The organism is Roseibium sp. (genome assembly GCF_965276855.1).
Classification (GTDB): Bacteria; Pseudomonadota; Alphaproteobacteria; order Rhizobiales; family Stappiaceae; genus Roseibium.
On the sequence record NZ_OZ255700.1, the window covers coordinates 4,899,730 to 4,925,846 of the forward strand.

General features: G+C 57.2%; 19 protein-coding genes and 1 pseudogene. 4 read left to right on the forward strand and 16 right to left on the reverse strand.

Annotated features, from left to right (window positions below; genetic code table 11):
• Positions 1-173 precede the first annotated feature (173 nt).
• The 6 genes from ACQY4Z_RS22720 to ACQY4Z_RS22745 form a co-directional block, all read right to left on the reverse strand.
• Positions 174-764: a hypothetical protein gene (locus ACQY4Z_RS22720; RefSeq protein WP_428525085.1), complete on the reverse strand. Its 591-nt coding sequence runs from the start codon at positions 762-764 to the stop codon at positions 174-176.
• Between the two features lie 428 nt (positions 765-1,192).
• Complete coding sequence (locus ACQY4Z_RS22725; protein ID WP_428525087.1) at positions 1,193-1,882, reverse strand: hypothetical protein; 690 nt, start codon at positions 1,880-1,882, stop codon at positions 1,193-1,195.
• A 303-nt stretch (positions 1,883-2,185) separates the two neighbouring features.
• Positions 2,186-3,823, reverse strand: coding sequence for a fumarate hydratase (locus ACQY4Z_RS22730; protein WP_428525089.1), 1,638 nt, complete (start codon positions 3,821-3,823; stop codon positions 2,186-2,188).
• Positions 3,824-3,956: 133 nt separating this feature from the next.
• Positions 3,957-4,511, reverse strand: a complete 555-nt coding sequence (locus ACQY4Z_RS22735) for a YceI family protein (protein ID WP_428525091.1) — start codon at positions 4,509-4,511, stop codon at positions 3,957-3,959.
• The gene (locus ACQY4Z_RS22740; protein WP_428525093.1) at positions 4,508-5,119 is read right to left on the reverse strand and encodes a cytochrome b; all 612 of its coding nucleotides are present in this window, start codon (positions 5,117-5,119) and stop codon (positions 4,508-4,510) included. The genes ACQY4Z_RS22735 and ACQY4Z_RS22740 overlap by 4 nt, the downstream gene beginning before the upstream one ends.
• 56 nt (positions 5,120-5,175) lie before the next feature.
• Complete coding sequence (locus tag ACQY4Z_RS22745) at positions 5,176-5,760, reverse strand: YceI family protein (protein ID WP_428525095.1); 585 nt, start codon at positions 5,758-5,760, stop codon at positions 5,176-5,178.
• A gap of 389 nt (positions 5,761-6,149) precedes the next feature.
• Between ACQY4Z_RS22745 and ACQY4Z_RS22750 the strand changes: the two genes are divergently transcribed.
• The 3 genes and pseudogenes from ACQY4Z_RS22750 to ACQY4Z_RS22760 all read left to right on the forward strand — a co-directional run.
• Positions 6,150-6,872 (forward strand): glycerophosphodiester phosphodiesterase, encoded by a 723-nt coding sequence (locus tag ACQY4Z_RS22750; RefSeq protein ID WP_428525097.1) that lies wholly within the window; start codon positions 6,150-6,152, stop codon positions 6,870-6,872.
• 50 nt (positions 6,873-6,922) lie between these two features.
• On the forward strand, positions 6,923-8,086 hold the full coding sequence (locus ACQY4Z_RS22755; protein WP_428525099.1) for an MFS transporter: 1,164 nt from the start codon (positions 6,923-6,925) through the stop codon (positions 8,084-8,086).
• A gap of 495 nt (positions 8,087-8,581) precedes the next feature.
• Positions 8,582-8,803 (forward strand): annotated as a pseudogene (locus ACQY4Z_RS22760) (FecR domain-containing protein); the annotation flags it as partial.
• A 104-nt stretch (positions 8,804-8,907) separates the two neighbouring features.
• Here the strand turns inward: ACQY4Z_RS22760 and ACQY4Z_RS22765 are convergent.
• Both ACQY4Z_RS22765 and ACQY4Z_RS22770 read right to left on the reverse strand, forming a co-directional pair.
• Positions 8,908-9,057 carry a hypothetical protein gene (locus ACQY4Z_RS22765; RefSeq protein WP_428529753.1) on the reverse strand — a complete coding sequence of 50 codons (150 nt, stop codon included), beginning with the start codon at positions 9,055-9,057 and terminating at the stop codon, positions 8,908-8,910.
• A 19-nt stretch (positions 9,058-9,076) separates the two neighbouring features.
• Positions 9,077-9,814 carry a hypothetical protein gene (locus ACQY4Z_RS22770; protein ID WP_428529755.1) on the reverse strand — a complete coding sequence of 246 codons (738 nt, stop codon included), beginning with the start codon at positions 9,812-9,814 and terminating at the stop codon, positions 9,077-9,079.
• A 115-nt stretch (positions 9,815-9,929) separates the two neighbouring features.
• Between ACQY4Z_RS22770 and ACQY4Z_RS22775 the strand changes: the two genes are divergently transcribed.
• On the forward strand, positions 9,930-12,707 hold the full coding sequence (locus tag ACQY4Z_RS22775; protein ID WP_428525101.1) for an EAL domain-containing protein: 2,778 nt from the start codon (positions 9,930-9,932) through the stop codon (positions 12,705-12,707).
• 6 nt (positions 12,708-12,713) lie between these two features.
• Here ACQY4Z_RS22775 and ACQY4Z_RS22780 read toward each other — a convergent pair whose 3' ends face one another.
• The 8 genes from ACQY4Z_RS22780 to ACQY4Z_RS22815 form a co-directional block, all read right to left on the reverse strand.
• Positions 12,714-14,171, reverse strand: a complete 1,458-nt coding sequence (locus tag ACQY4Z_RS22780; protein WP_428525103.1) for an NAD-dependent succinate-semialdehyde dehydrogenase — start codon at positions 14,169-14,171, stop codon at positions 12,714-12,716.
• 185 nt (positions 14,172-14,356) lie between these two features.
• Entirely contained in the window at positions 14,357-14,800 is a 444-nt protein-coding gene (locus ACQY4Z_RS22785) for a helix-turn-helix domain-containing protein (RefSeq protein WP_428525105.1), read from the reverse strand.
• 160 nt (positions 14,801-14,960) lie between these two features.
• Complete coding sequence (locus tag ACQY4Z_RS22790; protein WP_428525107.1) at positions 14,961-19,304, reverse strand: translocation/assembly module TamB domain-containing protein; 4,344 nt, start codon at positions 19,302-19,304, stop codon at positions 14,961-14,963.
• Between the two features lie 5 nt (positions 19,305-19,309).
• Positions 19,310-21,295, reverse strand: coding sequence for an autotransporter assembly complex protein TamA (locus ACQY4Z_RS22795; protein WP_428525109.1), 1,986 nt, complete (start codon positions 21,293-21,295; stop codon positions 19,310-19,312).
• A 190-nt stretch (positions 21,296-21,485) separates the two neighbouring features.
• Complete coding sequence (gene folD / locus ACQY4Z_RS22800; RefSeq protein WP_420337410.1) at positions 21,486-22,397, reverse strand: bifunctional methylenetetrahydrofolate dehydrogenase/methenyltetrahydrofolate cyclohydrolase FolD; 912 nt, start codon at positions 22,395-22,397, stop codon at positions 21,486-21,488.
• 133 nt (positions 22,398-22,530) lie between these two features.
• Positions 22,531-23,700, reverse strand: coding sequence for an AGE family epimerase/isomerase (locus ACQY4Z_RS22805; protein ID WP_428529649.1), 1,170 nt, complete (start codon positions 23,698-23,700; stop codon positions 22,531-22,533).
• A 148-nt stretch (positions 23,701-23,848) separates the two neighbouring features.
• Positions 23,849-24,217, reverse strand: coding sequence for a GFA family protein (locus tag ACQY4Z_RS22810; protein ID WP_428525111.1), 369 nt, complete (start codon positions 24,215-24,217; stop codon positions 23,849-23,851).
• 18 nt (positions 24,218-24,235) lie between these two features.
• Positions 24,236-25,777 (reverse strand): trimethylamine methyltransferase family protein, encoded by a 1,542-nt coding sequence (locus tag ACQY4Z_RS22815; protein ID WP_428525113.1) that lies wholly within the window; start codon positions 25,775-25,777, stop codon positions 24,236-24,238.
• Positions 25,778-26,117 lie beyond the last annotated feature (340 nt).

The window sequence follows — 26,117 nt, forward strand, 5'->3', positions numbered from 1 at the left end:
GCAAGCTGACGTAGGATGCGTTGATGTATGGCGGTTCTCAATCCTGTGAAATTTACGCTTAACCGAGCCGACGCGCGCACCCGTACTCTTGTGCAAATTGCCTTGGCAAATACAGGGTCCGGCATCCAGCTCCTAAAACTCAGCCGCCAGGGTCATCCGGTCTTTGGGGCCGGTCAGTCTGCAGGCTCTTTCTTGGTGACCTTGTACCAAAGGACGGCCACGGCGACCCCGGCACCGCCGAACTTGGCCATTGTCTCCAACAACTGTGCCGTCAGCGGCTCATTCTTTCCGATATCGGTTCTGAGGCCAAACATCCCGGACCAGTCATAGCCCGCAATGTCTAAGAGGCTCTGTTCCCTGGTGATCATGAAATAGATAAGTCCGGCGATCATTCCGGCAATCGGCACCAGTGGATACTTCGCCCGGACCGCGCGCTTCCTCTTTTCCTTTTCGCCCTGCATGCCACGTTGCAGGCCCTTGAACTGCAGAAACAGGATGAAGCCGACGAGGGTCATCATCGGAACCAGCATCAGCAGTGTTATGGTGCTAACCTCGCCAACAGCGAAAAGTGTGGTCGCTATGACGGCCAGCGTAATTCCCGCGGCAGCATAAGCCGGCCAGGACTTGGCCGTCGCAAAGCGCACAAGGACAGGGTCTTCATGGCTTTCGACCGTATCGTGGATTGGACGGCGGGGCAGGGACCGTCCCCGCTCTTGCCGGACGAAACCGTGTTCGCGCTTTCCAAAGGATTTCTGCTGCCGCATTCCCGATCCTCCGCATGTCAGAATTGCTGAGAAGATAGAGAATGCAACTTAAAATAGGCTTTCAGATTGCCGTAAATGCTAAAGGAAGTGGCCCGGTAACGGAGACTTGGTCGTTTGGCGCAAATTTTCCCGGAATGCCGTTCGATACGTGTCCGTCCCGGCCTTTGAGCCGGGACCTTTCGCAACACGATTGTGGTCCCGGGTCGCGCCCGGGACGGCGGAGCTGGAGTTCGAAAATGTGTGGCGAAACCCGCAGTTTCTCCTATGTAATCACCGGGCTTGACCCGGTGATCCATGCCGTTTCCTTTTCACTCGATCAGCATGAGTGCGAAACATTGGCACGGCATGGATTATCCGGTTGAGCCGGTCATTACGAAATAGGATGTGTCTAGATGCTGGACCGTGCCCTTTAGTATGACGGTCATCTACTATTTGCTGAACGGTTTAGCTGGTGGTTTGCGCGGACAGAAGTCGAGAGGGTTTGCCCAATCCGAATACGTGTTTGCATCGGCATAAAAGCCTTCGAAGTAAGCTTCTGGCCGGGCGTGTGACAGCGCGTCGTTTGTCAATCCGATGAGCGCTGCGACACCATCGAACTCCCATGTCATGACAAGGCCCATGTCCTTGGAGTGGATGCAAAAATACGTGTCGTGCGTGATCGCTTGCGGCAGGCGGATCTTTGGGCGCACTCGTGAAAACGCTTCTATGTCATACCGAAACACGTTGTCTCTGAATTCGTCATAGACATCAACAGCGGTGATACGAAGCGCCGACAGAAAGTGGCCTATTTGAGGTTCGTTGGCCGGTTCCGGAGTATCGTCTTGTGGCAGGAATAGTGCCTCAGAAACGCAGTAATCCTCGATTGCATCCTGAATATCCGAGGGGATATCCATCCGGCGGCCCAAGCTTGAAGAGATCCAAACACACCGCGCGAACATCTCGAAGGGCACGTCAGGACAGACAGCTTTATGCACGTCTGACCACGGCGTGGTTTCGCCGTACTGCTTGGCGTAAACGGCATGGTCTTCGTCAAACCCATCAGCGCCGGAACAGCTGGCGGTTACATATCTCCTGCCGCCCACCATTGTTGTTTCTGCGGCGACAACACCTTCGACCACGGGCCACCTCACAAAAGGGTTCAGCGCAATGAAGACCTTGTCGTAGATACCAGCCCACCAATCTAAAACAGGAGTGTCTGTCCCAGGATGGCTGATCTCTCGAGGGATGTCTTTGAAATCTGTCTTTGGCAAATTGAACAACTATGTTTTCAAGAATTGAGCAAAGCTCGAAAAAAGGTGCAGGATTCTTGAACAATGCAATCGCCGTCCCGGCCTTTGAGCCGGGACCTTTCGCAACACTATTGTGGTCCCGGGTCACGCCCGGGACGGCGGGGTGACACAAACATCACCCCGCAAGAAGCTTCACCCCAAATTCAGTTCCTTGAAGAAGTCGTTGCCCTTGTCGTCGACAACGATGAAGGCAGGGAAATCTTCGACTTCGATCTTCCAGACCGCTTCCATGCCAAGTTCCTCGAATTCAACGACCTCGACCTTCTTGATGCAGTCCTGGGCAAGCCGGGCAGCCGGGCCACCGATGGAGCCGAGATAAAAACCGCCATGGGCCTGACAGGCGCGGCGGACTTGGGCGGAGCGGTTGCCCTTCGCCAACATGACCATCGAGCCGCCGGCCGCCTGGAACTGATCGACATAGGCGTCCATGCGTCCGGCCGTTGTCGGACCGAAGGAACCGGAGGGCATTCCGTCCGGGGTCTTGGCGGGACCTGCGTAGTAGACCGGGTGGTTCTTGATGTAGTCGGGCAGGGGCTCACCGGCCTCCAGACGTTCGCGCAGTTTGGCGTGGGCCGCATCACGGGCAACGATCAGTGTGCCGGTCAGGGAGAGACGGGTCTTTATCGGATGTTTTGTGAGTTCTCCGAGAATTTCCGGCATCGGCTTCGTCAGGTCGATCTCGACGACGTCACCTCCGAGATGATCGTCGGTGATTTCCGGCAGATATTTTTCCGGATGCATTTCAAGTTGTTCCAGGAAAATCCCGTCCTTGGTGATCTTGCCGACGGCCTGACGGTCGGCGGAGCAGGACACGGCCAGACCGATCGGCAGGGAGGCGCCGTGGCGCGGCAGGCGGATCACACGGACATCGTGGCAGAAGTATTTGCCGCCGAACTGCGCGCCAACGCCGGTTGCCTGGGTCAGTTTGTGGATCTCTTCTTCCATCGCCAGATCGCGGAACGCGTGCCCGGCTTCCGAGCCTTCGGTCGGCAGATTGTCGAGATAGCGGGCGGAGGCGTATTTCGCCGTTTTCAGGTTCATTTCCGCCGATGTGCCGCCGATCACGATCGCCAGGTGATAAGGCGGGCAGGCGGCTGTCCCGAGCGTCAGGATCTTCTCTTTCAGGAAGTCGATCATGCGGTCGTGGGTCAGGAGCGACGGCGTTCCCTGGAACAGGAAGGTCTTGTTCGCCGAACCACCGCCCTTGGCCATGAACAGAAACTTGTAGGCGTCCTCGCCCTCTGAATAGAGTTCGATCTGCGCCGGCATGTTGTTCTTGGTGTTTTTCTCCTCGAACATGGAGATCGGCGCGAGCTGCGAATAGCGCAGGTTTTTCTTGAAATAAGCGTCGCGCGCACCTTCACCGAGCGATGCCTCGTCGCCGCCGGAGGTCCACACGCGCCGGCCCTTCTTGCCCATGATGATCGCCGTGCCTGTGTCCTGGCACATCGGCAAGACGCCGTGGGAGGCGATGTTGGCGTTCTTCAAAAGATCAAAAGCGACGAACTTGTCGTTTTCAGTGGCTTCCGGATCATCCAGGATCTTTTGCAGCTGTTCGAGGTGTCCGGGGCGCAAAAAGTGGTTGATGTCCTTGAAGGCCTCTTCGGCCAGAAGGCGCAGGCCTTCCGGCTCGACGACCAAAACTTCTTCGCCGTTGAACTCAGCTGTTTTGACGTGGTCAGAGGTCAGCTTGCGATAGGGCGTTGTGTCTTCGCCTTGCGGGAAGAGGGCGCTGTGCTGATAGTCTGGCGGGGTGACGGGCGCGTTCATGCAAAAAGCCTTCCTGATCTGGCTAGGCGCTGACGGATCAGCCCCTGGCAAAAGGTCTGTGGCGTGTTCTTAAGCAAAAAGACCGCGAACGCCAAGCGCCGCGGTCTCATGATTTGGTCTGATCGAGGAATTGTCAGCGGGTCGCTGTGAGATTGAGCGTGACGGTGACCGCATCGCCGACGGTATCTGTTCCGACACCGGATCCAAGGCCGTATTCAAGACGGTTTAGTGTTGCCATTCCATTGGCTGTGGCAGTGTCACCGTTGATGGCCAACGTAAAGTCCAGGACGAGCGGCATGGACACTCCTTTGATCGTCAGCGTTCCGTTTGCCCGGTAACTGTCGCCTTCCACCCGTTCAACACTGTCGGCGGTGAAGGTCGCGTCCGGAAAAGCGGCGGTGTCAAACCAGTCGCCGTTCGGCAGGGTGCCGTCAAACTGGGCGTTGCCGGTGGAGGCGCTGGCCGGACGGATCGTTGCTGAAATATCGGCGTTCTCCGGCGCGTCCGGGTCAAACTCGATGGATGCGTCCCAGGAGGTAAAACGTCCTGTCAAAGCGCTGCTGCCCTGCTGGACTTCAAACCCAAGTGTGCTCTGCGCCGGGTCAACGGTCCATGTAGCGGCAAGTACGGGCTGCACGGTCAGGAAAGACAAGGTGCAGCTGAGGAGTGCAAGTGATTTCAGTGTCATGCTTTGGCTTTCTCAGAATGTGATTCAAGCGCGTTTTGGGCCGGCTTGGTTGATGTCATCCGCTTCAAGGTGTCGTCCTTGGCAATGAAGTGGTGTTTCAGTGCGGCGGCGATGTGAACAACCACCAGGGCGATCAACAGATACGCACCGTATTCATGGAGGATCATGAAAAAGGCTTCGGCCTGATCTTTTGTTCCAAGGGCCTCCGGATAGGGCAGGTGCGGGATCGGCAGAACGTTAAACACCACTGTCGGGATGCCCCAAGGGGACGCGGACACCATGAACCAGCCTGTGATCGGCATTGCGAAGATCAGGGCATAGAGCCCGATATGACCGAGATGAGCTGCCAGTTTTTCAAGAGCCGGCATGCCGGACGGCAGTTTCGGTGAAGGGTTTGCCAGACGCCAAATCAGCCTGAAGGCCGCAAGCGCCAATACAACAAAGCCGAAGGACTTGTGCAGCTGGTAGAGCTGAAAAAGGTTTGGATCGGTCTGCGGCAGCTGCTTGAGGTAAAGTCCGAAGGCGAGCATGCCGATTATCAGCAGGGCCATGGTCCAGTGAAAGAAAATGGCTATCCGGCCATAACCGGTTGGCGTATTGCGATACATGGCGGTTTCCTTCGGCAAACGGGAAGCCTTAACAAGGCTCCCCGCATCTTCGCAGATTAGTTTGTTGCGGCAGTCGTCAGCGTTTCCGTGTGGAACGTGATTGTGACCTCGTCACCTACATAGGGCACGAACATGTCCATGCCGAAGTCAGAGCGTTTGATCACGGTGTTTACGGCAAAACCAACCGATTCCTTCTTCGCCATCGGATGCTCACCCATTGCCTTGACATCAACGGTCAGGGTCGCGGGCTTGGTGATGCCTTTGATGGTGAGATCGCCGGTGACTTCAAGCTGCTTCTCGCCGGTTTGTTCAACGCTTGTGCTCTTGAAGGTCGCTTCCGGGAACTTCTCAGCGTCAAAGAAGTCGGCGCTCAGGAGGTGCTTGTCGCGATCTGCCCAGAATGTATCGAGGCTGCCGATCTGAATGGTGAACTCGATCGAGGAATTGGCCGGGGTTTCCTTGTCGATCAAAAGAGTGCCATCCCAGTCGCCAAAACGGCCATCGGTGGTGGAGTAGCCGAGGTGGTCGTAGGTGAAGGACAGGTTGGAGTGGGACTTGTCGAAGTCGAACGCAACCGGTTCAGCGACAGCAGCGCCAGCGAGAACGGACAGGGCAAAGGCAGATGTAGCAAAACGGATCATTTTGGAACCTCATCAATAAGACTGTTGAAGACGTTCCATGGGGAACGCTGATCCATCACATAAGCTGTATTTCAAAAGCTGCAATTTGACTGACTGTTTATTGAGGGTGAACAATTTGTCATAATTCCGCCGGATGGTTCGGAAAAACGACTCGGCGAGTTATCGAGAAGATTGGAAGTTTCTGCGAGATCTACAACTGCGCTCGGCAACAGTTGATAATGACCGAAGCGGCCACTTTTGACCTTGAACCAATCTATAGTTTGGTGAACGTGATATGTGTCATGAAGGTATCAAAGTCCTCAGGCATCTCTTTCGTGTCTCGATCAATCGAGATTCGTTTCCCTTCAACATCGCCGGTGCTTTGACCCCGAACCTTCTGGAGCATATCCATGAACCGTGCAGCTATTGTTTGCCATCGTGGCCTCAGCCTCAAAGCCCCGGAAAACACCCTGGCGTCTCTTGAAAAAGCGATCGAAGCAGGCGCCGAAGTTGTCGAGCTCGATGTCCGTCCATCCCGCGACGGTGTCCTCTACGTCTTTCACGATGACACGCTGGATAGAACGACGAACGGCTCGGGCCGGTTTGCCGACAAACTCTCATCTGAGATCGACCGACTTGATGCAGGTTCCTGGTTTTCAAAAGAGTTTTCCGGCGAACGTGTGCCGCGGTTTGATGCCTTCCTGAAGGCGTGCCGGGACCAGATTGCCGTCTATGCTGAGATCAAAGAAGGAGATCCGGCGAAGGTCAGAGACATGCTCCAGGCCAACGGTCTCCTTGAAACAGCCTGGACGTTTTCCTTTGATCAAGCCATTCGCGCCGAGGCACGGGCCCGTGTTCCTGATCTCCGGCTCATGGTCTTGTTTGATCATGTCGGCTCGGTGGAACGGGCGGTCGCGCAAGGCGCGGCAATTTTGGAGTTTCAAGCGCACAACCTCGACCCTGACCTTGCCGCTTCAGCAAGGGATGCTGGGCTCACCACGCAGCTCTTTTATGACGGTGATGATCGCGACGTGTTCGAACTGGCGGTCAAGTGCGGCATCCAGCAAATGAACATTGACCATGTCGACGTTTTCCGCTCTGTTGAAAACGAAATTCTGACCCCGGCGACCTAGGATTTTGGATCGCAAGCCGGGCCCTGCAAAACACAAAAGGACTGCGACCGGTGACGGGTCATGATGCTGCCTTGAGCCTCAACCGGTTCGAAACGCGGCTTGCAACACGGCTGGTGTTTTTCATTGGCGGACTGACCATGGGCGCCTGGTCACCCCTGATCCCGTTCGCCCAGCAAAGGCTTGGCGTTGATGATGCCGGGCTTGGTCTTTTGCTCTTGTGCCTCGGTATTGGGTCGGTTCTTTTCATGCCGCTTGCCGGACCGTTGTGCGCCGCATTTGGAAGCCGGCGTGTGATTGTCGGGTCCGGGATCGGTCTGATCGCCGGATTTCCGGCTCTTGGGTATGCAGAGACGATCCCGCTCATGGCCATCGCGGTTTTCCTGTTCGGGAGCTTCCTCGGTGTCATGGAAGTCGGCATGAACTCTCATGCGGTGGATGTTGAGAGTGGATCGGACAAACCGTTGATGTCGGGGTTCCATGCCCAGTTCAGCATCGGGGGTTTTGCCGGGGCAGGGGGCGTCACGCTTTTCTTGACGCTCGGCCTGTCGCCGTTCGCATCTGCTGGCTTGATTGCGCTTTCAAGCCTCCTGCTGCTGATTTTAGCGGCCCCCCGGCTGCTCCCAAATCGCACGGGTGGTTCTTCAACGGGCGGCGCTTTCCCGAAAGGCGTTGTCCTGCTTCTGGCACTCCTCATTGCCATCACGTTTTTGACCGAAGGAGCTGTTCTGGACTGGAGCGCTGCGCTGATCACAGATCAGGGGCTGGTGGACATTGCCCAGGGCGGCATTGGCTTCATGTGTTTTTCAATCACGATGACGATCGGTCGTTTGCTGGGCGACCGGGTGGTTGCCAGGTTTGGCCCGAAAAATATCCTGCTTTGGGGCGGGGTGATCACCATTGCCGGTATTCTGCTCGTTGCAACCGCGGGCAACCTGGCTGTGTCGTTGATCGGATTTGCGGCAATCGGGGCCGGGGTCTGCAACATTGTGCCGGTGCTCTTCAGCTTAACAGGGCGGCAAAAGGCCATGCCGCAAGGCGCCGCGATTGCAGCAGTCGCAACAGCCGGGTATGGCGGAATATTATTGGGGCCTGCGGTGATCGGTTTCGTTGCGGACGGGATCGGCTTGCCCGTGACATTCGCCGGGCTTTCTCTGCTTATGGTAATCGTAGCGTTAAGTGCTGGCGTGGCCGTTCAGGGTTCACAGCCTGAATAAAACTGTTGTTTTGATTGTCGTTAGACAGCATCGAAGCCGGGATTTGCGTGTCTTATCAATTTCTCAACGCAGGTGACCATCGGTTGGAAATAGTTGCGATAGTCTTGGCCCTTATCGCTGTGGTAGTATGGGTATGTCATCGGGGTTCAACTTATGTTCCGCGACCTATTTGCTGGCCTTCACCTAACGTTAAAATTGTCAATGTTATAAGGTGCGTCAATAATCATCTAAAATACGGTGTCTGGCGTGGTTTTCATTCGGTCAATAGACGTGTCTACGGTGTTTTATAAGCTCCTTGCTATAAAACCAATTGGCAGACCGATTGGGTTCAACGTATTCGCATTTTTCCTCTGCAGTTTCGCGGTCCTGTCGAGCGTCGGTGAAGCGCGCGCTGAGTGGATCGTCAAGCGGGTGTCTGGGGTCGTTTATTTTGTTGCGCCAGAGGTCAAAGCGTTCCGCGTTCAACGCGGTATGGTGTTTCAACCAGGTTACACCATGGCAACGCGTTCCGGTGCGCGGGCTCTGATCGCGCGCGGCGCAGAGACCATCTCGGTTGGCCCGAATGCCAAGTTTGCTCTTTCAAAATATCGAAGCAACAATCGCAAGACCACGCTGCTTCAGCGCTCTGGCCGCCTGACCGTCGATGTTCAAAAGCGCGGGCGTCCGCATTTTACAGTCGAAACCCCTTTTCTCGCCGCTGTTGTCAAAGGAACGCGGTTTGGTGTTTCCGTGAACAGCCGCGAAGCGCGGGTCTCTGTTGAACGTGGTCTTGTCGAGGTCTCCGATTTGGCGACCGGCCAAACCGCTTCGCTGGGACCAGGTCAAAGTGCCTCAAGTGCGCCCGGCAGCCGGTCGGGCTTGTCGGTGTCGGGTGTGAATGCGCCCTCTGTGTCACCGGGCGCTGCGAGGGCTCCGGCTTTTGCCACTCCGACAATCGGAAATGTTCCGAGCCCGTCTACGAACACCTCCAATCAAGGCGTTTCGGGAGGCTCAACAAACAGCCAGGGGCAGAATGCTGGTGGCAACTCGGGCGGAACCGGGAACGGGAGCGCGGGCAGTTCCTCCGGGAGCGGCGAGTCTTCTGGCAACAATGGAAGTGGCAACGGAAACGGGAACGGCAATTCCGGCAACAACGGAAATGGCAACGGCAATTCCGGCAACAACGGAAATGGCAACGGCAATTCCGGCAACAACGGAAATGGCAACGGCAATTCCGGTAACAACGGGAATGGCAACGGCAATTCCGGCAACAACGGGAATGGCAACGGCAATTCCGGTAACAACGGAAATGGCAACGGCAATTCCGGTAACAACGGAAACGGCAACGGCAATTCCGGTAACAACGGGAATGGCAACGGCAATTCCGGTAACAACGGGAATGGCAACGGCAATTCCGGCAACAACGGGAATGGCAACGGCAATTCCGGCAACAACGGGAATGGCAACGGCAATTCCGGCAACAACGGGAATGGCAACGGCAATTCCGGCAACAACGGGAATGGCAACGGCAATTCCGGCAACAACGGGAATGGCAACGGCAATTCCGGCAACAACGGGAATGGCAACGGCAATTCCGGCAACAACGGAAACGGGAACGGCAATTCCGGCAACAACGGGAATGGCAACGGCAATTCCGGCAACAACGGCAACGGCAATTCCGGCAACAACGGAAATGGCAATGGGAACGGCAACGGTGGAGCTGATACAGGCGGTCGTTTGTAACGCCATTGGTGTTTGCGTACTCAAGCTTTCGGTTGGGGAGCCGAAACTTGATGCCAAAGCGTCCTGATAGGGTGCAAGCCGGAGTGTATCGAGCATTTAGAGGTGGGATTGGGCGGGAAAAGTGCGATTAGGAGCAATTTCGGCTGACTTAAAGAGATTTCTTGCAGCGATCGTGTTTGCAGGCCTGATGGGGGCAGGTCTTTTGGCGCTGCAAGCTGTCCGCGTCACGGACGGACTTGACCGGATGCTATGGGAACACAGGTTCACAGCGTCCGAGCGTCCGGTCACAGGAGATTTGCTCTTTGTCGATATTGACGCAAGGTCGCTCGAGCAACTGGGCGTATGGCCAATACCGCGGCGAACCTACGCGGATCTGATCGACAATCTGTCCGAAGCCGGCGTCACTGAAATCGTTTTTGATATCGATTTCAGTTCGGTCTCAACTCCAGAAGATGATGCAATTTTTGCAGCGTCTATCGAGCGTGCAGGAAACGTCAGTCTCGCAGCGTTCCGCCAGGCGGCAACCGGTGCAGAGGACGAGTCCGAAGAAATTCTAAACCAGCCAATAGCGAAATTTTTGGAGGTCGCATGGCCCGTCGTTGTGATGGTGCCGGTGGAGGCCGACAGCCGGATCTGGCGAAACATCTACGGATTTGAACTAAACGGCGTCGAGGAACTGTCCGCCGCCGCCTATCTCGGCGGTCATACCGGCGCAACCTCGGGGGCCTTTTGGCTGGATTACAGCATTGCCATTGATCAGATGCCCCGGGTATCCATGATTGATGTGCTTGAAGGAGACGTTGCCAATACGACCCTATTTGGGAAAAAGGTCATCATCGGAGCAAGCGCTCAGGAGCTGCGGGACCTGTTTCCAACGCCCGTCTACGGCATCCTTCCTGGCGCCATGATTCAGGCACTTGGGGCTGAAACACTCATGCAGGACCGGGCGTTGATTATCCGTGGCGCAATGCCTGCTGTTTTATCGGTTCTTCTCCTGTTTGTGCTCCTCTCAACAACGAAAAGAACAGGCCTCAGCACGAAATTGGCCGTGCTGGTTGGCTTCATGGTGCTCCTGGAGCTTGCCGGGTATTTTGCCCTTCAAGAACGTCCCGTGCTGATATCAACGGCATCCGCGCAAGTGCTGCTTGTCGCCTCCGCTATTGTCATCATTTTCCAGGAACTTGGTCTCAGAAGGCTGATTTCTCAGCTTTACCAGATCAGCCAGCGCAATACGGTCCGCATGCTGGGACAGGTCTTTGACGACAGTTTCGATGCCATCGTGGTGATTGACCGGTCGGAGAAGATTACGGCATCGAGTGAAGTCGCGCGTCAGCTCTTTGGTCTGAACGCCGTTCCGAACGCATCTGGCCGCGACGCACTGCCAGTTGAACTGGTGGATGATGCCGTTGCGGTGTTATCCGAAACAACAGAGGGCAAACCTGAACCCAAACTCCTCAAGATGACTGGGAAAGATGGTCAGCTGCGCGTTATTGAGTATGTGGTAACGCGCTCTGAGAAAACGGTAACCAGCAAAAAAGGCAAACACGCACGGGAAAATGAGGCGCTGGCGTGTCTGACCTGCCGGGATATTACCGAGGAATACGAAGCCAACAAAAGGCTGGCTTATCTTGCAAGGTTCGATCCTGTCACGGGTTTGTTTAACCGCAATGGCTTCGAGGACGAGATGCCGGAAACCGTCGAAAGAGCCGGATTTGATGGGCAGGTGCTATGTCTTGTTCAGTTCTCGATTTCCAATCTTGACCAGATCATCGCTTCGCTCGGTTTTTCCTACGGGGATTTGCTGCGAAAAGCGATTGCGGACCGTGTGACCCAGCACTTTGGGACGGAGGTCACCTGGGCGGCGCTCACGGCCGATGTATTTGCTGCAGCCTATATTTCGGAAGACGGGGAGGTCTGCGCTGAACGGTTCCTTGAGACGGTTCAACAAGTCGTTGGCAAAGACTATATGATCGAGGGATCCCGGATCTCTGTCCGGCTGGATTTCGGGTACATCGTCGACCACTACGCGTCCGAAATAGACGAGCTTCTGAAAAAGTCCGGCAACGCGCTGGCTTTGTCGCGGAGAAGCGCTCAGCTGGCCTGCGTGGCTTTCCGTCCGGAAATGAATGACACGTTGCAGCGGCGCCGAAGCCTGGAAACAGAGCTCTTCAAGTCGATTTCACGGAGCGAACTCCGGATGGTTTACCAGCCGCTGATTGATCTGCGGAGCCGGGAAATCATTGGCGTGGAAGCTCTGCTTCGTTGGCGGCACGGAGAACTGGGCGAAATTTCACCCGTTGAATTCATTCCGATATCGGAGGAAAACGGGTTTATCGTCGAATTGGGAGCCTGGACCTTGCATCGGTCAATGGAAGAGGTCGGTCAATGGAACAGCAACATCAATCTTTCGGTCAATGTGTCCGCCCTCCAGTTTTCGCGGGGCGATATCGTCGCCACCGTCGAAGATGCGCTCAAGGCCACGAAATTTCCGGCGGACCGGTTCGATCTGGAAATCACAGAATCGCTGTTTATTGACGAGACTATTGATGTCCGCACCAGCATGCAGGAGCTCGCCGAGCTGGGGTGCTGTTTCTCTCTGGATGATTTTGGCACGGGATATTCGTCGCTGGCCTATCTCCAGAACTATCCATTTTCCAAGATCAAACTGGACCGGATGTTCATATCGAAGGTGACAACCAACAAGAAGGACGTCGCCCTCATTGAAGCTGTCCTGCATATGGCCAAGGCCTTTGGGATGGAAACCGTCATGGAGGGCATTGAAACCGAGGAACAGACGGAAACGCTCCTCGGTCTCGGGTGCCGTGTCGGACAAGGCTATCTTTTCGGGCGCCCTATGAGCGCTGCGGACCTTGCGCAACTTCTTCGCAGGTCCGCCTAACCGCTTTTAGAGGCCGAGGCCGCCGAGACAGCTGTATTTGATGTTCAGATAGTCATCGAGGCCGTATTTGGAGCCTTCGTTGCCGATGCCGCTGTCCTTGACACCGCCGAAGGGGGCAACTTCTGTTGTGATAACGCCTTCATTAATCCCGACAAGGCCGTATTGCAGGGCTTCCATGACGCGGAAGGTCCGGCCGAGATCCTGGGTGTAGAAGTAGCAGGCCAGGCCGTATTCGGTGTCGTTTGCCCGGTCAATTGCATCTTCTTCGGTTTCGAATTTGAAGAGCGCTGCCAAGGGGCCGAACGTCTCTTCGTTCGCGACTTTCATGTCCGCGGTTGCTCCGACAATCAATGTCGGCTCGTAGAAAGTTCCCGGACCGTCGCTGCGCTTGCCGCCGGAGATCAGCTCACCGCCTTTTGCAAGAGCGTCGGCCACATGGTCGGCCACCTTTTCAAGAGCTGCTTCATTGATCAACGGACCTTGTGTGCTGCCATCTTCCAGACCGTTGCCGGGTTTGAGTTGTGCGGCAATCGCGTCCTTCAACTTGGCCGCAAAGGCATCGTAAACACCGGCTTGCACGTAGATCCGGTTGGCGCAGACACAGGTTTGCCCTGAGTTGCGGAACTTTGAGGCGATTGCGCCCTCAACAGCCTTGTCCAGATCCGCGTCGTCGAACACGATAAACGGCGCATTGCCGCCAAGCTCCATGGAGATCTTCTTCATGTTCTTGCCCGCGTTCCCGGCCAGCAGTTTGCCGACGCGGGTCGAGCCGGTGAAGGTGATCTTCCTCAAGAGCGGGTTTTCGCACATTTCTTCGCCAATCGCCGGAGCGTCGCCAGTGACGATGTTGACCACACCGGCCGGAATACCGGCCTTTTCTGCAAGAATGCCGTAAATCAGAGCAGAGTAGGGTGTGAATTCAGCCGGTTTCATCACCATGGTGCAGCCTGCTGCAAGGGCCGCGCCGAGCTTTCGGGCAATCATGGAATTCGGGAAGTTCCATGGCGTGATCGCGCCGACAACACCGACAGGCTCCTTGGTCACCAGGATGCGACGGTCCGGCCACGGCGAAGGGATCGTGTCGCCATAGACCCGTTTGCCTTCTTCGGCAAAGAACCGGATGTACTTCACACCAAGAGCGATTTCGCCTTTGGCCTCGGCGAGCGGTTTACCCATTTCGGTGGTCAGCAATACGGCCAAGTCATCGATCACCGCCATGATCTCATCGCAGAGCTTGTGCATGAGTGTGGCGCGGGCTTCTGCGGTCAAGGCCTTCCAGGCCGGCATGGCCTTGTGGGCCGCATCGATGGCGCGTTTTGTCTCTTCCCGGCCGCAGACCGGAATGGTGCCAATCACATCTCCGGTCGCCGGATTGGTCACTTCCATGGTTTTACCGCTGTCGGCATCCACCCAGGACCCGTCGATATAGACTTGCTGTTTCAAGAGCGCCGGATTGAGATACATAGAGAACTCCGTGACATAGGGGCAGGAACCGGGTGATTGCCGGTCTGGAATTTTCAAGTGATAGGCGGATCACCAAGGGTCTGGCAAGGCAAAACACTGTTGCAACAGTTCACCGCCCAAACACGGCGTGGCCGTGTTTGGGCGGTGAACGAAGATGCGTTGAAAAGATCGGGGATTGCGCTGGATCAGCTGCCGCCAAGCCGGCTTTGCAGCGTTGCGATTTCATCAGCAAGGGCCTGGGCCTGCTTCTGGATGCGATCAAGGGCAACGCGCATGCTGTCGAGATCTGCGGTGGTGTCTTCTGCAACAGGCGGCGAACCGCGCCCAACCAGAAGCCAGGTCGGGCTGACGTTCAAAATGCCCGCCAGCAGGATCAGCTTGTTGGACCGCGGTTCGGAGCGGTCGCTCTCCCAGCTTTGCAAAGTGGAAGTTTTGATGCCGAGGCGGCGCGCAAGCTGGGCGGTGGACAGTCCGGCAATGTCCCGTGCCTTGCAGATCCGTTCGCCCAATGTGTAGTCGCTGCTGCTGTTCGACATGTAGTTGGCTCCGGTGTCCACAGGTGTGCCGACGGCCGGATAAACGGTCTGATCGTCTTCCTGCAGAACTTCAATTTTCTTTAGATTGGTCATGGGCCGGACCCTCGCACGTTGTGGCGGTGCACTGCAACAGTCAGCCGGCGTTTTGTCGGAAAAAGAAATTTGTGTGGCGGAAATCCGCGCCGGGTTCGCTAAAAATGCCGGTGATCGTTTAGCCATGTCTGACAGTTTCGATTGGCAATAAAAACGACCATCAATACTCCCGCTCAAAGAATATTCCGGCTTTCGACGACCCATCTGCGCCGACTTCGCCGCGAACCTTTAGGCCGCGGTCGAGGTCAATGTCGACTTTCACACGGCTGGAGCCGCTGGACGTACCTTGCTCGACACCCAAGTAGATGTTGTCGTTGATATAGCGGCCAACCGACACCGATGGTCCATCTTCGCCGGATGTGTCGATGTCGATAGCATCAAGGCCGAGAGACTTCCGGATCTGGGCAAGCGGTCCGCTGTCACTGCCGCCGGTCAGGGTTGCAACGGCCGCTCCAAGCTGGGCGATCTGAGTGGCAGACAGGTTGCCGACAGATTTGCCGAACAAGAGAAGTGCCAGGACTTCATCCTGTGGCAGTTCCGGGGAGGATGTGAAGGCGATCTGTGGATCATCCGCTTCGCCTGTGACCGTGATTGTAATTGTGGTGTCACTCACGGTCGTGGTCGCTACAAACTCCAGAAATGGTGTGAGGCTGCCCTCAAACGTAGCACGGCCCGTGGAGAACGTCAGACGGCGGGTCAGGATGTCCAGCACGCCGCGGCGCAAGGTAAACGCGCCGATGGCTTGGGGATCGGCGGTTGTTCCGACAATCTTCAAGTTGCCCTGTAGTTCTGCATCAAGGCCGCGTCCGCGAATGAAGATACGGCCAGGTGCCGATACCAGAACATCAAGGCGTGGAGGGTTGCTGCGTTGTTCGGTTTGCCGCCCGCTGTCGCCGCCGCCGAGCTCTTCAGCCTGGCGCCGGACGGCCGCAGATGCATTGAGGTGGCGGACATCAACCGCGGGGATTGCCCCGGGCAGCGACTCTGGAATGGAGACATCTGCCTTGTTGATGGTCACCGTGCCGCCGATCAGCGGTGATGCGGAGGTCGAGGCAAGGGGACCAGTGACAGAAATGCTGGCATCGACTTCTGCGTTGACCAGACCTGGATCAATATAGCGCGCCTTGTCGAGGGCAAGGTTGAGATTGGCCGGCGACCCGTCTTTCATTCCGACAGTACCAGATGCCGACAAAGACCCACCTGTTGCAAGATCACCGGCAATACCATTCAGCGAGGCTTGATCTTGGGTGACGTTAGCCGAACCGCGAATGTTTTGCACAGTCAGACCAGTTGAAAGACTGGTTACCTTGAGGCCGGATGGCGCCGCTGTGAGATTATAGGCCGGAGATTGCGCACTGCCACCGATGGATCCGTTCAAGCTTATTCCGCCTTCCGCGCGGATACCCGCCTCCAGCAGTGGCCGTCTCAAGGCCGCAGTCGGAATGGTTCCGTCTACAGTGATGGAAAGCGGCTGCGGTGCAGTCAGTCCGACGGTGCCGTTGGCGCTGATAGACAGTCCGTTTGCGTCGGACACCTTCGTGGTTTGGGATATCTGATTGTTAATCAGAGTGCCGTTTGAGTTTAGCGCCAGGGCTGAGAGCCCATTGTCCCGCAAGGGAGATGCGGTGAGGCCGTTGCCGGAGAGCGCCCAGTCAACTTCCGGGGCTGATGTGCTGCCTTTTGCATTGACCGTTCCCGTCAAAGTGCCGCCGATGCCGAGTGACGACACAAAAGCGTTCGCCAGTGAAAGGGGCACTGCGTTCAGATCGGCTTGCAGACCCAGAGCCTCGCCTGCAGATCCTGAGATCGATAACGATCCTTGACCGAGTGCAAGTTCCAGCGGAGTGATATCGGTTGTCCTATCACCATATGTGATCGTGGCAGGCTGCTTCAGTTGGCTGGCGATACCCTGATAATTCAACGCGAGCTGATTGAGTGCGAGCGCATAACTCGTGGCAGTGGGCTGGGACAGGACAGCTGCAAGGATGAGGCCATCTTGCGCACCATCTTCGAGCTTTACATCGGCGGTCAGAGCCGTTCCATCGCCTTGCGGTTTTGCCGTCAGGGCCACACTGCGCACCGGGGTTGCCGCCGTGATCAGATCGTTCACGACAAGATCGGCGGACACCGTTTTGGGATCATAGGGACGCGCGATGTCGGCTTTCAGTTGAAGACTGCCGATGTTGACTGAAGGAACGTCGATTTCAGAACCGGAGAGATCCAGCAGAAGTTTTCCAGCATCAGGATCGGCGGTAAGGGTTCCTTCAAGGCGGCCGCCAAGCTCCGTTAGGGCCAAGGGGGAGATCGCTGCAAGGTTCGGCGCATCGATCTTCAAGGAACCACTCAGTGTCTCGACAGAGTTTTCCAAGTCGGCCACTGCAAGATCGCCGGAGATGGTGTTTTCCGCCACTCTCACGGCCAACGGATTGAGTTCCGCCGCGCCGTCAGCGCTTTTGAGATCGACATCAACCGAGACGGTCTGCCCATTCAGGTCCGCGGACCCATTGACACTCGCGGACGGCGCCGACGGATCAGCGGTCGCCTCGATGTCCAGTTCCAGATTGTCGAGAGGAGTGCCGGCCAGGAGGATCTGTTTGGATTTCACATCCGCGGTGATGTCCAGCCGGTCAAGCGGGCCGGATGTTTCAGCGCGCAAGTCCAGCGCACCGCCCAACTGCGGATCCGCCAAAGCGAGATCGGGGAGGGCCAAGGTGATGTCAGAGGCAAGGGCGCCCGATACATAATCGGCAGATCCGGCCAGGGTCAAATTGGTGTTTGTGACCGTCAGATCTTCAACCGAGACATCGTCCACACCGGCAAGTTTGACGGTACCTTTCATGTCCGTTCGGCCAGTGAGCAGCGCATCGGCTTGCACCGTACCTGTCCTGAGATCTTGCGCGACGGCCTGAAGATTTGCTGTTCCTTCCAGCGCTGACGGGTCCAGGTCGAAATCCACGCTTGCCGTCACAGCACCGCCTAGATCTTGTCCAGCGAGTTGTGAAAAGCGGCTTAGATCGGACAGGGTCAGCCGACCATTGCCGGACGCCTTTTCCGCACCCAGCTCAGTATCGGATAGATTAAGGTTCACAAAACCGGAGGTGAGGGCGAGAGCGCTGAGATTAAGTGTTTGCGATGTGCTATTGATCGATCCATTGGAGTTGAGTGCCAAAGCACCCGTGACAAACTGGATTTCAGTCATCAGGCCCTGCAAACCATCAGCAGTCAGGGAGAGATCAAAGGGGGCCGTCAGCACGTCCGGGGTGAGATTTGCGCCGCTTCCCTTTGCCGCCAGTTGGATCTGACCGCTGCGGATTTCGGTGGTTTCGAACGAGGCCAGTCCAATATCCGTTGACCAGGCGACCGACGACATGTCGCCATTTGCGGAGAGTTTGACCGTCAGTGGTCCGAAGGCAATCCGCCGGTCACCGAGATCGAGCGCAATCAGAGAATCTCCGCCCGCGCTGACAGCCAGGTCGGCATCGGCCGACAAGCGGTTGTTTTCAAGCGCTCCTTGGGCTGATAGGGAAACGGTCTGTGTTTTCAGGTTGATCGCGCCGGATTGCGGAGCAAAATCCAGTGTGAAATCTGCCTTGCCGGTTGCGTTGGTGGTCCCGAGCAAAAATGCGTGCGCCTCGGGCGGCGCCAAGGGGGCGAGGTCGCCGTCAAGATCAAAGGTCAAGTGGCGTGCCGCCGCAGTTTCGGCAAGCTTGGCAGTGCCCGAGACCGTCTGGCGTCCATCGAGCGCGATGCGGAGATCTGCGGCCCACTCGTTGAGCGGACCACTGCCGATCAGCTCAAGACCGAGGGCCGGAAGGTCTGGAACATCCAGCACACGGGCTGCCAAACCACCGCGCGGTTCGGACACCTTGATGTCGAAGGCGAGGGTTTCTTCCGATGGTGCGAACTCTGCTTTTGCGCTGAGATGCGCGTCCACACCGTCGATCCGTTTGACGTCCAGATTTGCCGAAAAGACAGCCGGATCCATCGCGGCACTGCCCGAGCCGGTCACCGCCAGTGCGATCGGGGTCCCAAGAAGCGGCTCGCCGAGATTGATCTCTGAGATGGTGAGCGACCCGAGCTCAACATCAAGCGGAAGCGCGAAAGATGTTTCCGTTTCATCGGCACTTTCGGTGGGCTGCGCCTCTTGCGAAGCAGCGGGCAGCCGGTTCAGGTCGAACCGGGAGGCTGAGATGTCATTGACTTGCAGTGTGCCGGAGATGAGCTGAAGCGGCGACCATGAAACGTTTAAATCATCCGCTTCGAGCCAGGTGCCCAAGTCATCGCCGAGCGCAATACGTTTGGCCGAAAGGTCGAGGTCAAACCCAAGATAAAGGTCTTCGACAGAGATGGTTTGGGCCGGTGAGGATGCAAGATCACTCACCATGTTGGAAACAAGGGTCCGTCCTCCAGGAAATTGCAGGATTGCGATTGCGACAACTGGGATTGCGACCGCCAGTGCGACCAGCAGTCCAATGATCCTGAGGGCTAGATTTACAAAACGCATCGGCGTTAGAAGGCCTGGCTTAGTCCAACATAAAGGGCAAAACTCGGGTCGTCCTGTTCCGGGTCGAGCGGGACGGCCGCATCGACTCGCAGGGGACCTATGGGCGTAAAGTAACGCAGTCCGGCGCCCACGCCTATCTTCAGGCCGTCAGAAAAATCAGGAATGGTATCTTCATAAGCATTGCCCGCATCGACAAAGCCGACGACGCCGATCGTCTCGGTGATCCTGACGCGAACTTCGCCGGACATCTCGATCAGCGAGCGCCCACCGACAACTTCACCATTTAGCCGCGGGCCAACGTTGCGGTAGGCGTAGCCGCGGATAGACCCGCCGCCGCCTGCAATGAGACGGCGGTTTGCTGGCACGGCCGACACAGACGGTGCGATGATTGATCCGGCGGACAGCTTGCCGGCAAGAATAAAGCGTTTTGCTTCATCCAGGGCGTAGTAGCTTGAAACGGTTCCTTGGAGGAAACCCATTCCGTTGCCGTTCTTGGCATCGTAGGCCGGCTCGCCAAAGAGGGCGGCAAAGACACCCTTTGACGGGTTGAGCTTGTCGTCCCGGTTGTCGAAGGTCAGATCCGCCGGAAGCCCGACCAGAAGATACTGGTTGTCACCAAAAGCGTCTTCTTCGTCGGCATACTGGATTTCAAACCCGGCCCGGCCCTTGACCTGTTCGCTGAACTCCCGGCTCAAGAACGCGTCATAGGTTAGCGTCCGGCTGATGTAGGCATCCGGGTTTTCCTGCTTGGCTTGCAGGCTGGTCGTGAAGCTGGTGAGCGGTCCGAAAACACCGGGTTTTTCAAACGCAATGCGGGCAGAGTATTCCTGATTGCCAATGCTCTCAGACCCGATCCGGCCAATAGAGCCTTCGACCGACAGGGTTTCCCCGCCGCCAAACAGGTTGCGGCGGCGCCAGTAAGCTTCCGCACTGAAGCCTTCGGTGCTGGACCAGGAGGCGCCCGCACCGATGACATGGCGTTTGCGTTCGGTAACCTGGATGGTGATCGGCAAGGTACCGTCCGGTCTTGCGATGTCACCTTCGACAAACCGGATGGAGGAAAAGATGCCAAGGTCGTTCAAACGCTTTCGAGCGCGCGAGATGTCTTCGGGCGAATAAACACCGCCTTCCGGGATCATCGCCTGCTGGACCACAAACTCCGGCTTTGTGACCTCGGTGCCTGAGACCGTCACCTTGCCGAACCTTGCCTTTGGACCGGCATCAGCGATCAGGGCGACGTCCAATCGGTCGGAGCTGTGGTCCGCGGTTATCCGGCGCTCTGCGATCTTTGCTTCCGGATACCCGCGTCCGCGCAACATCGTGACGATGCGCCGCTCGGCACTCAGGATCTTGCCGGATCCTGCCGGGTCGCCAGGGGCGAGTCCCCAAAAGGCAGGATCGGACGAGAGTTCGTTGCCCTGGCTCTGCACAGTGACGGTCCCGAACGTGAAAGCCGGGCCTGGGTCGACCAGGACCTTGACCTGAACCGGCCGCCCGTCCGGCAAGCCGGCGCGTTCAAGCGCGCTTTCGAGCGGCAGTCCATTGAGCGAAATGCTGACCGTGCCTCCGTAGCGCCCATCGGCATAAAGGCGGGCAATCAAACGTTCCCGGTCCGACAAGGACCGGGCAATCAGTCCGGCTTCGCCTGAGGGCGGTTTCTTCACTTGCTGAACCAAAAGCGACGTGGCGGTCATTTCCTTGGTCAGATCAGCATCACTGCGCTCAGATACAGCAACCTCTGCCTCATAGGCGATGGGGTCCGGGACGGCGGCCTCTTCTTCCTTGCCGTTTTCAAAGAACTTCCAGCCGAAGATTTCAAATGAATGTGCGGGCTGTGGAGCCAATGCGAGCGGTGCTACAACGCTGAGAACTAGCAGTGAAGAAGTGGACAGCAGAAAGGGTGCCGCGTTCTTCGTGTTTACGCGCGCATCTCTTGCGCTTGAGCGCAGGCGCCGGACATGTCCGGACGCTTGAGACGGTAGACCCTTCACTCACTGCCGCCTGTTCAGGTTTAAAGTCGGCATGACCAAGCACTTAGCGTCCTTTGTCATGCCATCAACTTATCTGCAATTGCAGTCCCTACATGGCGCAGCTTAGTTGGCCATGGTTAAGAGGCTGTCAACATTGATAGACCATGGCGGCAGGCCGAATGCAAGGCGGCGGTTTGACCTAACGGAACAGCTAAAAAAGCGGCTCGTCTTCCGGTAGGCCCATGAGCCGTCGGGCGGCGGTTAGCGTGTTGACCATCAACATGGCAATCGTCATCGGTCCGACGCCGCCAGGTACCGGCGTGATGGCGCCGGCGTGTTCTGCGGCTTCGTCAAAGGCGACATCGCCGACAAGACGGCTTTTGCCTTCACCCTTTTCCGGTGCCGGGATCCGGTTGATGCCAACATCAATCACTGTGGCCCCCGGTTTGATCCAATCGCCCTTGATCATCTCCGGCCGTCCGACGGCTGCAACGACAATATCTGCGGCGCGAACAACGTCGGGTAGGTCTTTGGTACGGCTATGGGCGATGGTGACGGTGCAACTTTCCTGCAGTAGCAGCGAAGCCATCGGCTTTCCGACGATGTTCGACCGGCCGACGACAACAGCATTCTTGCCGGACAAAGTGTCGCCGAGGGTGCGCTTTAACAATACAAGACTGCCCGCAGGCGTGCAGGGGACGAGCGCGCTGTCGCGTTCGCCGGCGGTCAGAAGACCAACATTGATCGGGTGAAAGCCGTCGACATCCTTTTCCGGCTTGATCAGGCGCAGAACCTTGCTTTCATCAATATGCCCGGGCAGGGGAAGCTGCACGAGGATGCCGTGAATGTCCGGATCGTTGTTCAGCTGATCGACCATGCCTAGCACTGCGTCTTCGCTGGAGTCGGCAGGCATGGTGTGTTTCACGGAATGAAAGCCACACGCTTCGGCAGCGCGGTCCTTGTTGCGTACATAGACCTGACTTGCCGGGTCTTCTCCGACAAGAACAACCGCAAGGCCGGGGCGTTTGCCGGTTTCGCTCAACAGCTTTGCTGCGCGTTCGGTGATTTCACCACGCACGGATTCTGCAATAGCTTTTCCGTCAATGATTTGAGCTTGTGGCATTCCGCCTCCCTTTGAACCTCAGATCGGTTATCGAATCCTATCCGGTGAACAGCTATAGAGCGCCCGTTGCTTTTGTAAAATGCGGAAAACGTCTTATCGTGCTCTGCATTCGCCATTCATGTTCAAGTCGCAGTTACAGCGACTTGGCGAAGGCGTTCAGTTCTGAAATGGCGCAGACGATGTGATAGAGCGAACTGGCAGGAGCGGCCTCGTCTTCAAACGAGCCGTCCACGTGCCACTTGTCCCGGTAAAGGCCGGCGGGCACGTCCTCAAAATAAGCTGTTAGCGCTGCAACCGAGAGCGAAATGTCGGCCGTATAGGCCTCACGTTCCGCGCCGACCGAAATCCCGGCCAAGGCAATGGCGGCCTTGATCCATTCCGTCTGACCCCAGAGCCGTGCGACTGGGTCGCGCGCGCTGAAGTCGTCGTTGATCGACATGAAGGTTGCGCCGCGGCTTTCGTCAATGCCGTAGGTCCAGCCGATGTCGTAGAGCCGCCGTGCTGCGACAAGTGCATCCGCGTCGGCCCGGCTTGTGCCCCACCGGACCAGCAGCCAGGCCCATTCAAAATGGTGGCCGGGCTCCAAAATCCGTCCTTCGTCTCCGGGCAAAGGCCCCCAGTGAAGATCGAAAAACTCGCGCAATCCACCGTTCACCGGGTCGATCAGTTTGGTAAGAGCCAGCTCGGCCAACTCATCCGCCATACCCGACCACATCGGGTCGTTGGAGACGCTTTCCCAAGCCAGTGCAGCTTCAAACAGGTGCATGTGGGGATTGGCACGCAACGGGATGCGGTCCGGATTGTCTTCCCGGAACCCGATGACCGGGTGCTTGTAGCTTTTGACCAATACCTCAACGAGTGACTTTGCATCTGCTTCGGCGCTGCTTGCGCAGGCCGGGATCTTGTCGGCCATGTGGGCCAACGCAAAAAGCACGAACGCCTGATTATAGAGATCGAAGCGCGCATCGGTCAGGGTGTTGTCCATAGCCGCGGTGGCCGCAAAGGTGCCGTCCGGCAACCGGTAGGTGTCCGAAAACCAGGCCCAGAGCCGGGTTGCTATGCTCTCCGACGGGCCCGTCCAGCCAAGCCGGGCCCCTTCAAGAAACGAGTAGATTTGCCGTGGAATAACACGCGCCCGGCGGTCTTTGGGCACGCCTTGCTGGGTTGCAAGGTCTATGGTTTCGTAACACTCGCCCGTGTCTGAAATTACGCCGCCTGCGTGCCAGGCGGGCAATGCGTCTTCCGTCAGCCAGCGGGTCAGATCGTCGGCGAGTTTTTGGACGTGCGCGGTTTCAGAGGACATGGTCACCTATCACGTTTCCGGGTGCATTTTGCAGAACCTGCTGGCAGGAGTGGGCGGCAGGTTAGACCAACGTGGCAAACAAGCAAACCGGTAATCTGATCAATGCGTTTTCGCGTTTCCCTTGCCGGTAAGACGGCGCCGCGGGAGGTCACTCGGAGGCAGGATCCGGTAACTGGTAGTAGTCACCCTTGGTATCGGTGTGAATGTGATGGCTGATCTGAAGGCCGGTGGGGCCGTCCAGTGTGCCGGCCATAATCGACACCGCGTCTTGGCCGTCCGGCTCCCAGAACAGCTGGCTTCCGCAGGCTGCACAAAAACCACGCCGAGCGCTATCGGATGATTGAAACCAGGTCAGATTGTCTTCGCCCTGAATGTGGAGGTCTTTCTTCGCCGCCTGTGTGGCGGCGACAAAATGACCGGATGTCTTGCGGCACTGGACGCAATGACAAGCAATAACGGGGCGCAATGGCCCCGTTACTTCATAGGTGACACGACCACAAAGACAGCAGCCTTTCATCGTATCACTCCGGGCGATTTAAACGTTGCTGTCCGGGAAGGACGCTTTACGCTCTGCCATGAAGTCCAGCAGTGCTTCGTCGATGGCCGGATCGAGAGCAGGGCCTGTATAAGCCGCGAGTTGCTCTTTCCAGATCTTGTTGGCCCGTTTTGCCGCGTCCAGTTCACCATCCGCGAGCCACTGCTCATAGGAATTGTTGTCCGCAACGCTGGACCGGTAGAACGCGCTCTCGAAATTGCGCTGTGTGTGAGCTGCGCCCAGGAAGTGGCCTCCGGGACCGACTTCTTCCAAAGCGTCCATCGCGAGCGACTCGTCGTTGACGTCGATGCCTTTGGCCAGGACATGCATCATGCCGAGCTGATCGGCATCCATGATGAACTTTTCATAGGACGAGCAAAGGCCGCCTTCGAGCCAACCAGCTGCGTGCAGGCAGAAGTTCACGCCGCCCTGAACGGTCGCGGTAATCGTTTGGGCTGATTCTTGAGCGGACTGGGCATCCGGCAGTTTGGACGCGGTGAACGATCCACCGGAACGGAACGGAAGACCGGCGCGGCGGGCAAGCTTTGCTGCGCCGTTCAAAAGGAGCGAGCCTTCCGGGCTGCCGAAGGTCGGCGCACCAGACTGCATGGAAATGGAGCTCACGAATGCACCAAAGACGACCGGAGCGCCCGGTCGGATCAGCTGGGTGAGGGCGCAGCCGGCCAATGCCTCGGCCAGAACCTGTGCCAGGGTACCTGCAACGGTCACCGGGCTCATCGCGCCGGCCAGAATAAACGGCGAGACGATGCAAGCCTGATTGTTCCGGGCATAGACCTTGAGTGCGCCCAGCATGGTCGCGTCGAATACCAAAGGTGAATTGGCGTTGATCAGCTGGATCATCACGCAGTTCTGGTCAACGAAGTCTTCGCCGAACGTGATCTGCGCCATGCGGACCGAATCTTCTGCACGTTCCGGCGCTGTGACCGATCCCATGAACGGCTTGTCGGAATATTTGATATGGGAATAGACCATATCAAAGTGACGCTTGTTCACTGGCAGATCGACCGGCTCACACACGGTACCGCCGGAATGGTGCATCCACGGTGACATGTAAGCGAGCTTCACGAAATTGCGGAAGTCGTCGATCGTGCCGTAGCGGCGGCCCTGGTCAAGGTCGGTGACGAAGGGGGGGCCGTAGACCGGTGCAAACACCAGATTGTTGCCACCGATTTCCACATTGCGGGCCGGATTGCGGGCATGCTGGGTGAACTGCGATGGAGCCGTTTTCAGGATTTCGCGCAGCATGCCTTTCGGAAAGCGAACCCGTTCACCGTCAACTTCAGCGCCGGCAATCTTCCAGATGTTCAAAACGTCCGGATCCTCACGGAACTCCAGTCCGATCTCAGCAAGGATGCGATCCGCGTTGGCCTCAATGGTGGCTGCGCCCTCATCGCTGAGCACTTCGTAATTCGGAATGCCCCGGCTGATATAAGGAGCGCCGACGCCTCCGGACGTGGCGGTGCGTCTTTCGCGGCGGGCGGATCGGCCACGGCGGCCGGTGCTGACGGCGGCGTCTGACATTGTGGGGCTCCCTGAACAGAAAAATTTGTGTCGTTATGTCAAGTCTTAGAGGGCTTGGCCAGCGATCTTGGTGTGGATGCGTCCTATCATGCCCTAATTCCGTCATTGCGGCGGTTCCGGCCGCTGCGTCGGACGGCCGCGGTTTGCCGGGCTGAAATTCTGCTGCGTGTCGTCGCAACATGCTCCCATGACGCAATTGAGCTACTTTGCCCTCCCGAGTGTCGCAATACTGGCGGCCAAATCGGCGGGGCAATGGCTCCGGGGTGCAGAAGAATATCCTTCGTGGATGGAACAAGCGGAGGGGAGCGCGTTTAAGCACAGCGCTTCCTGCCTTTTGAAG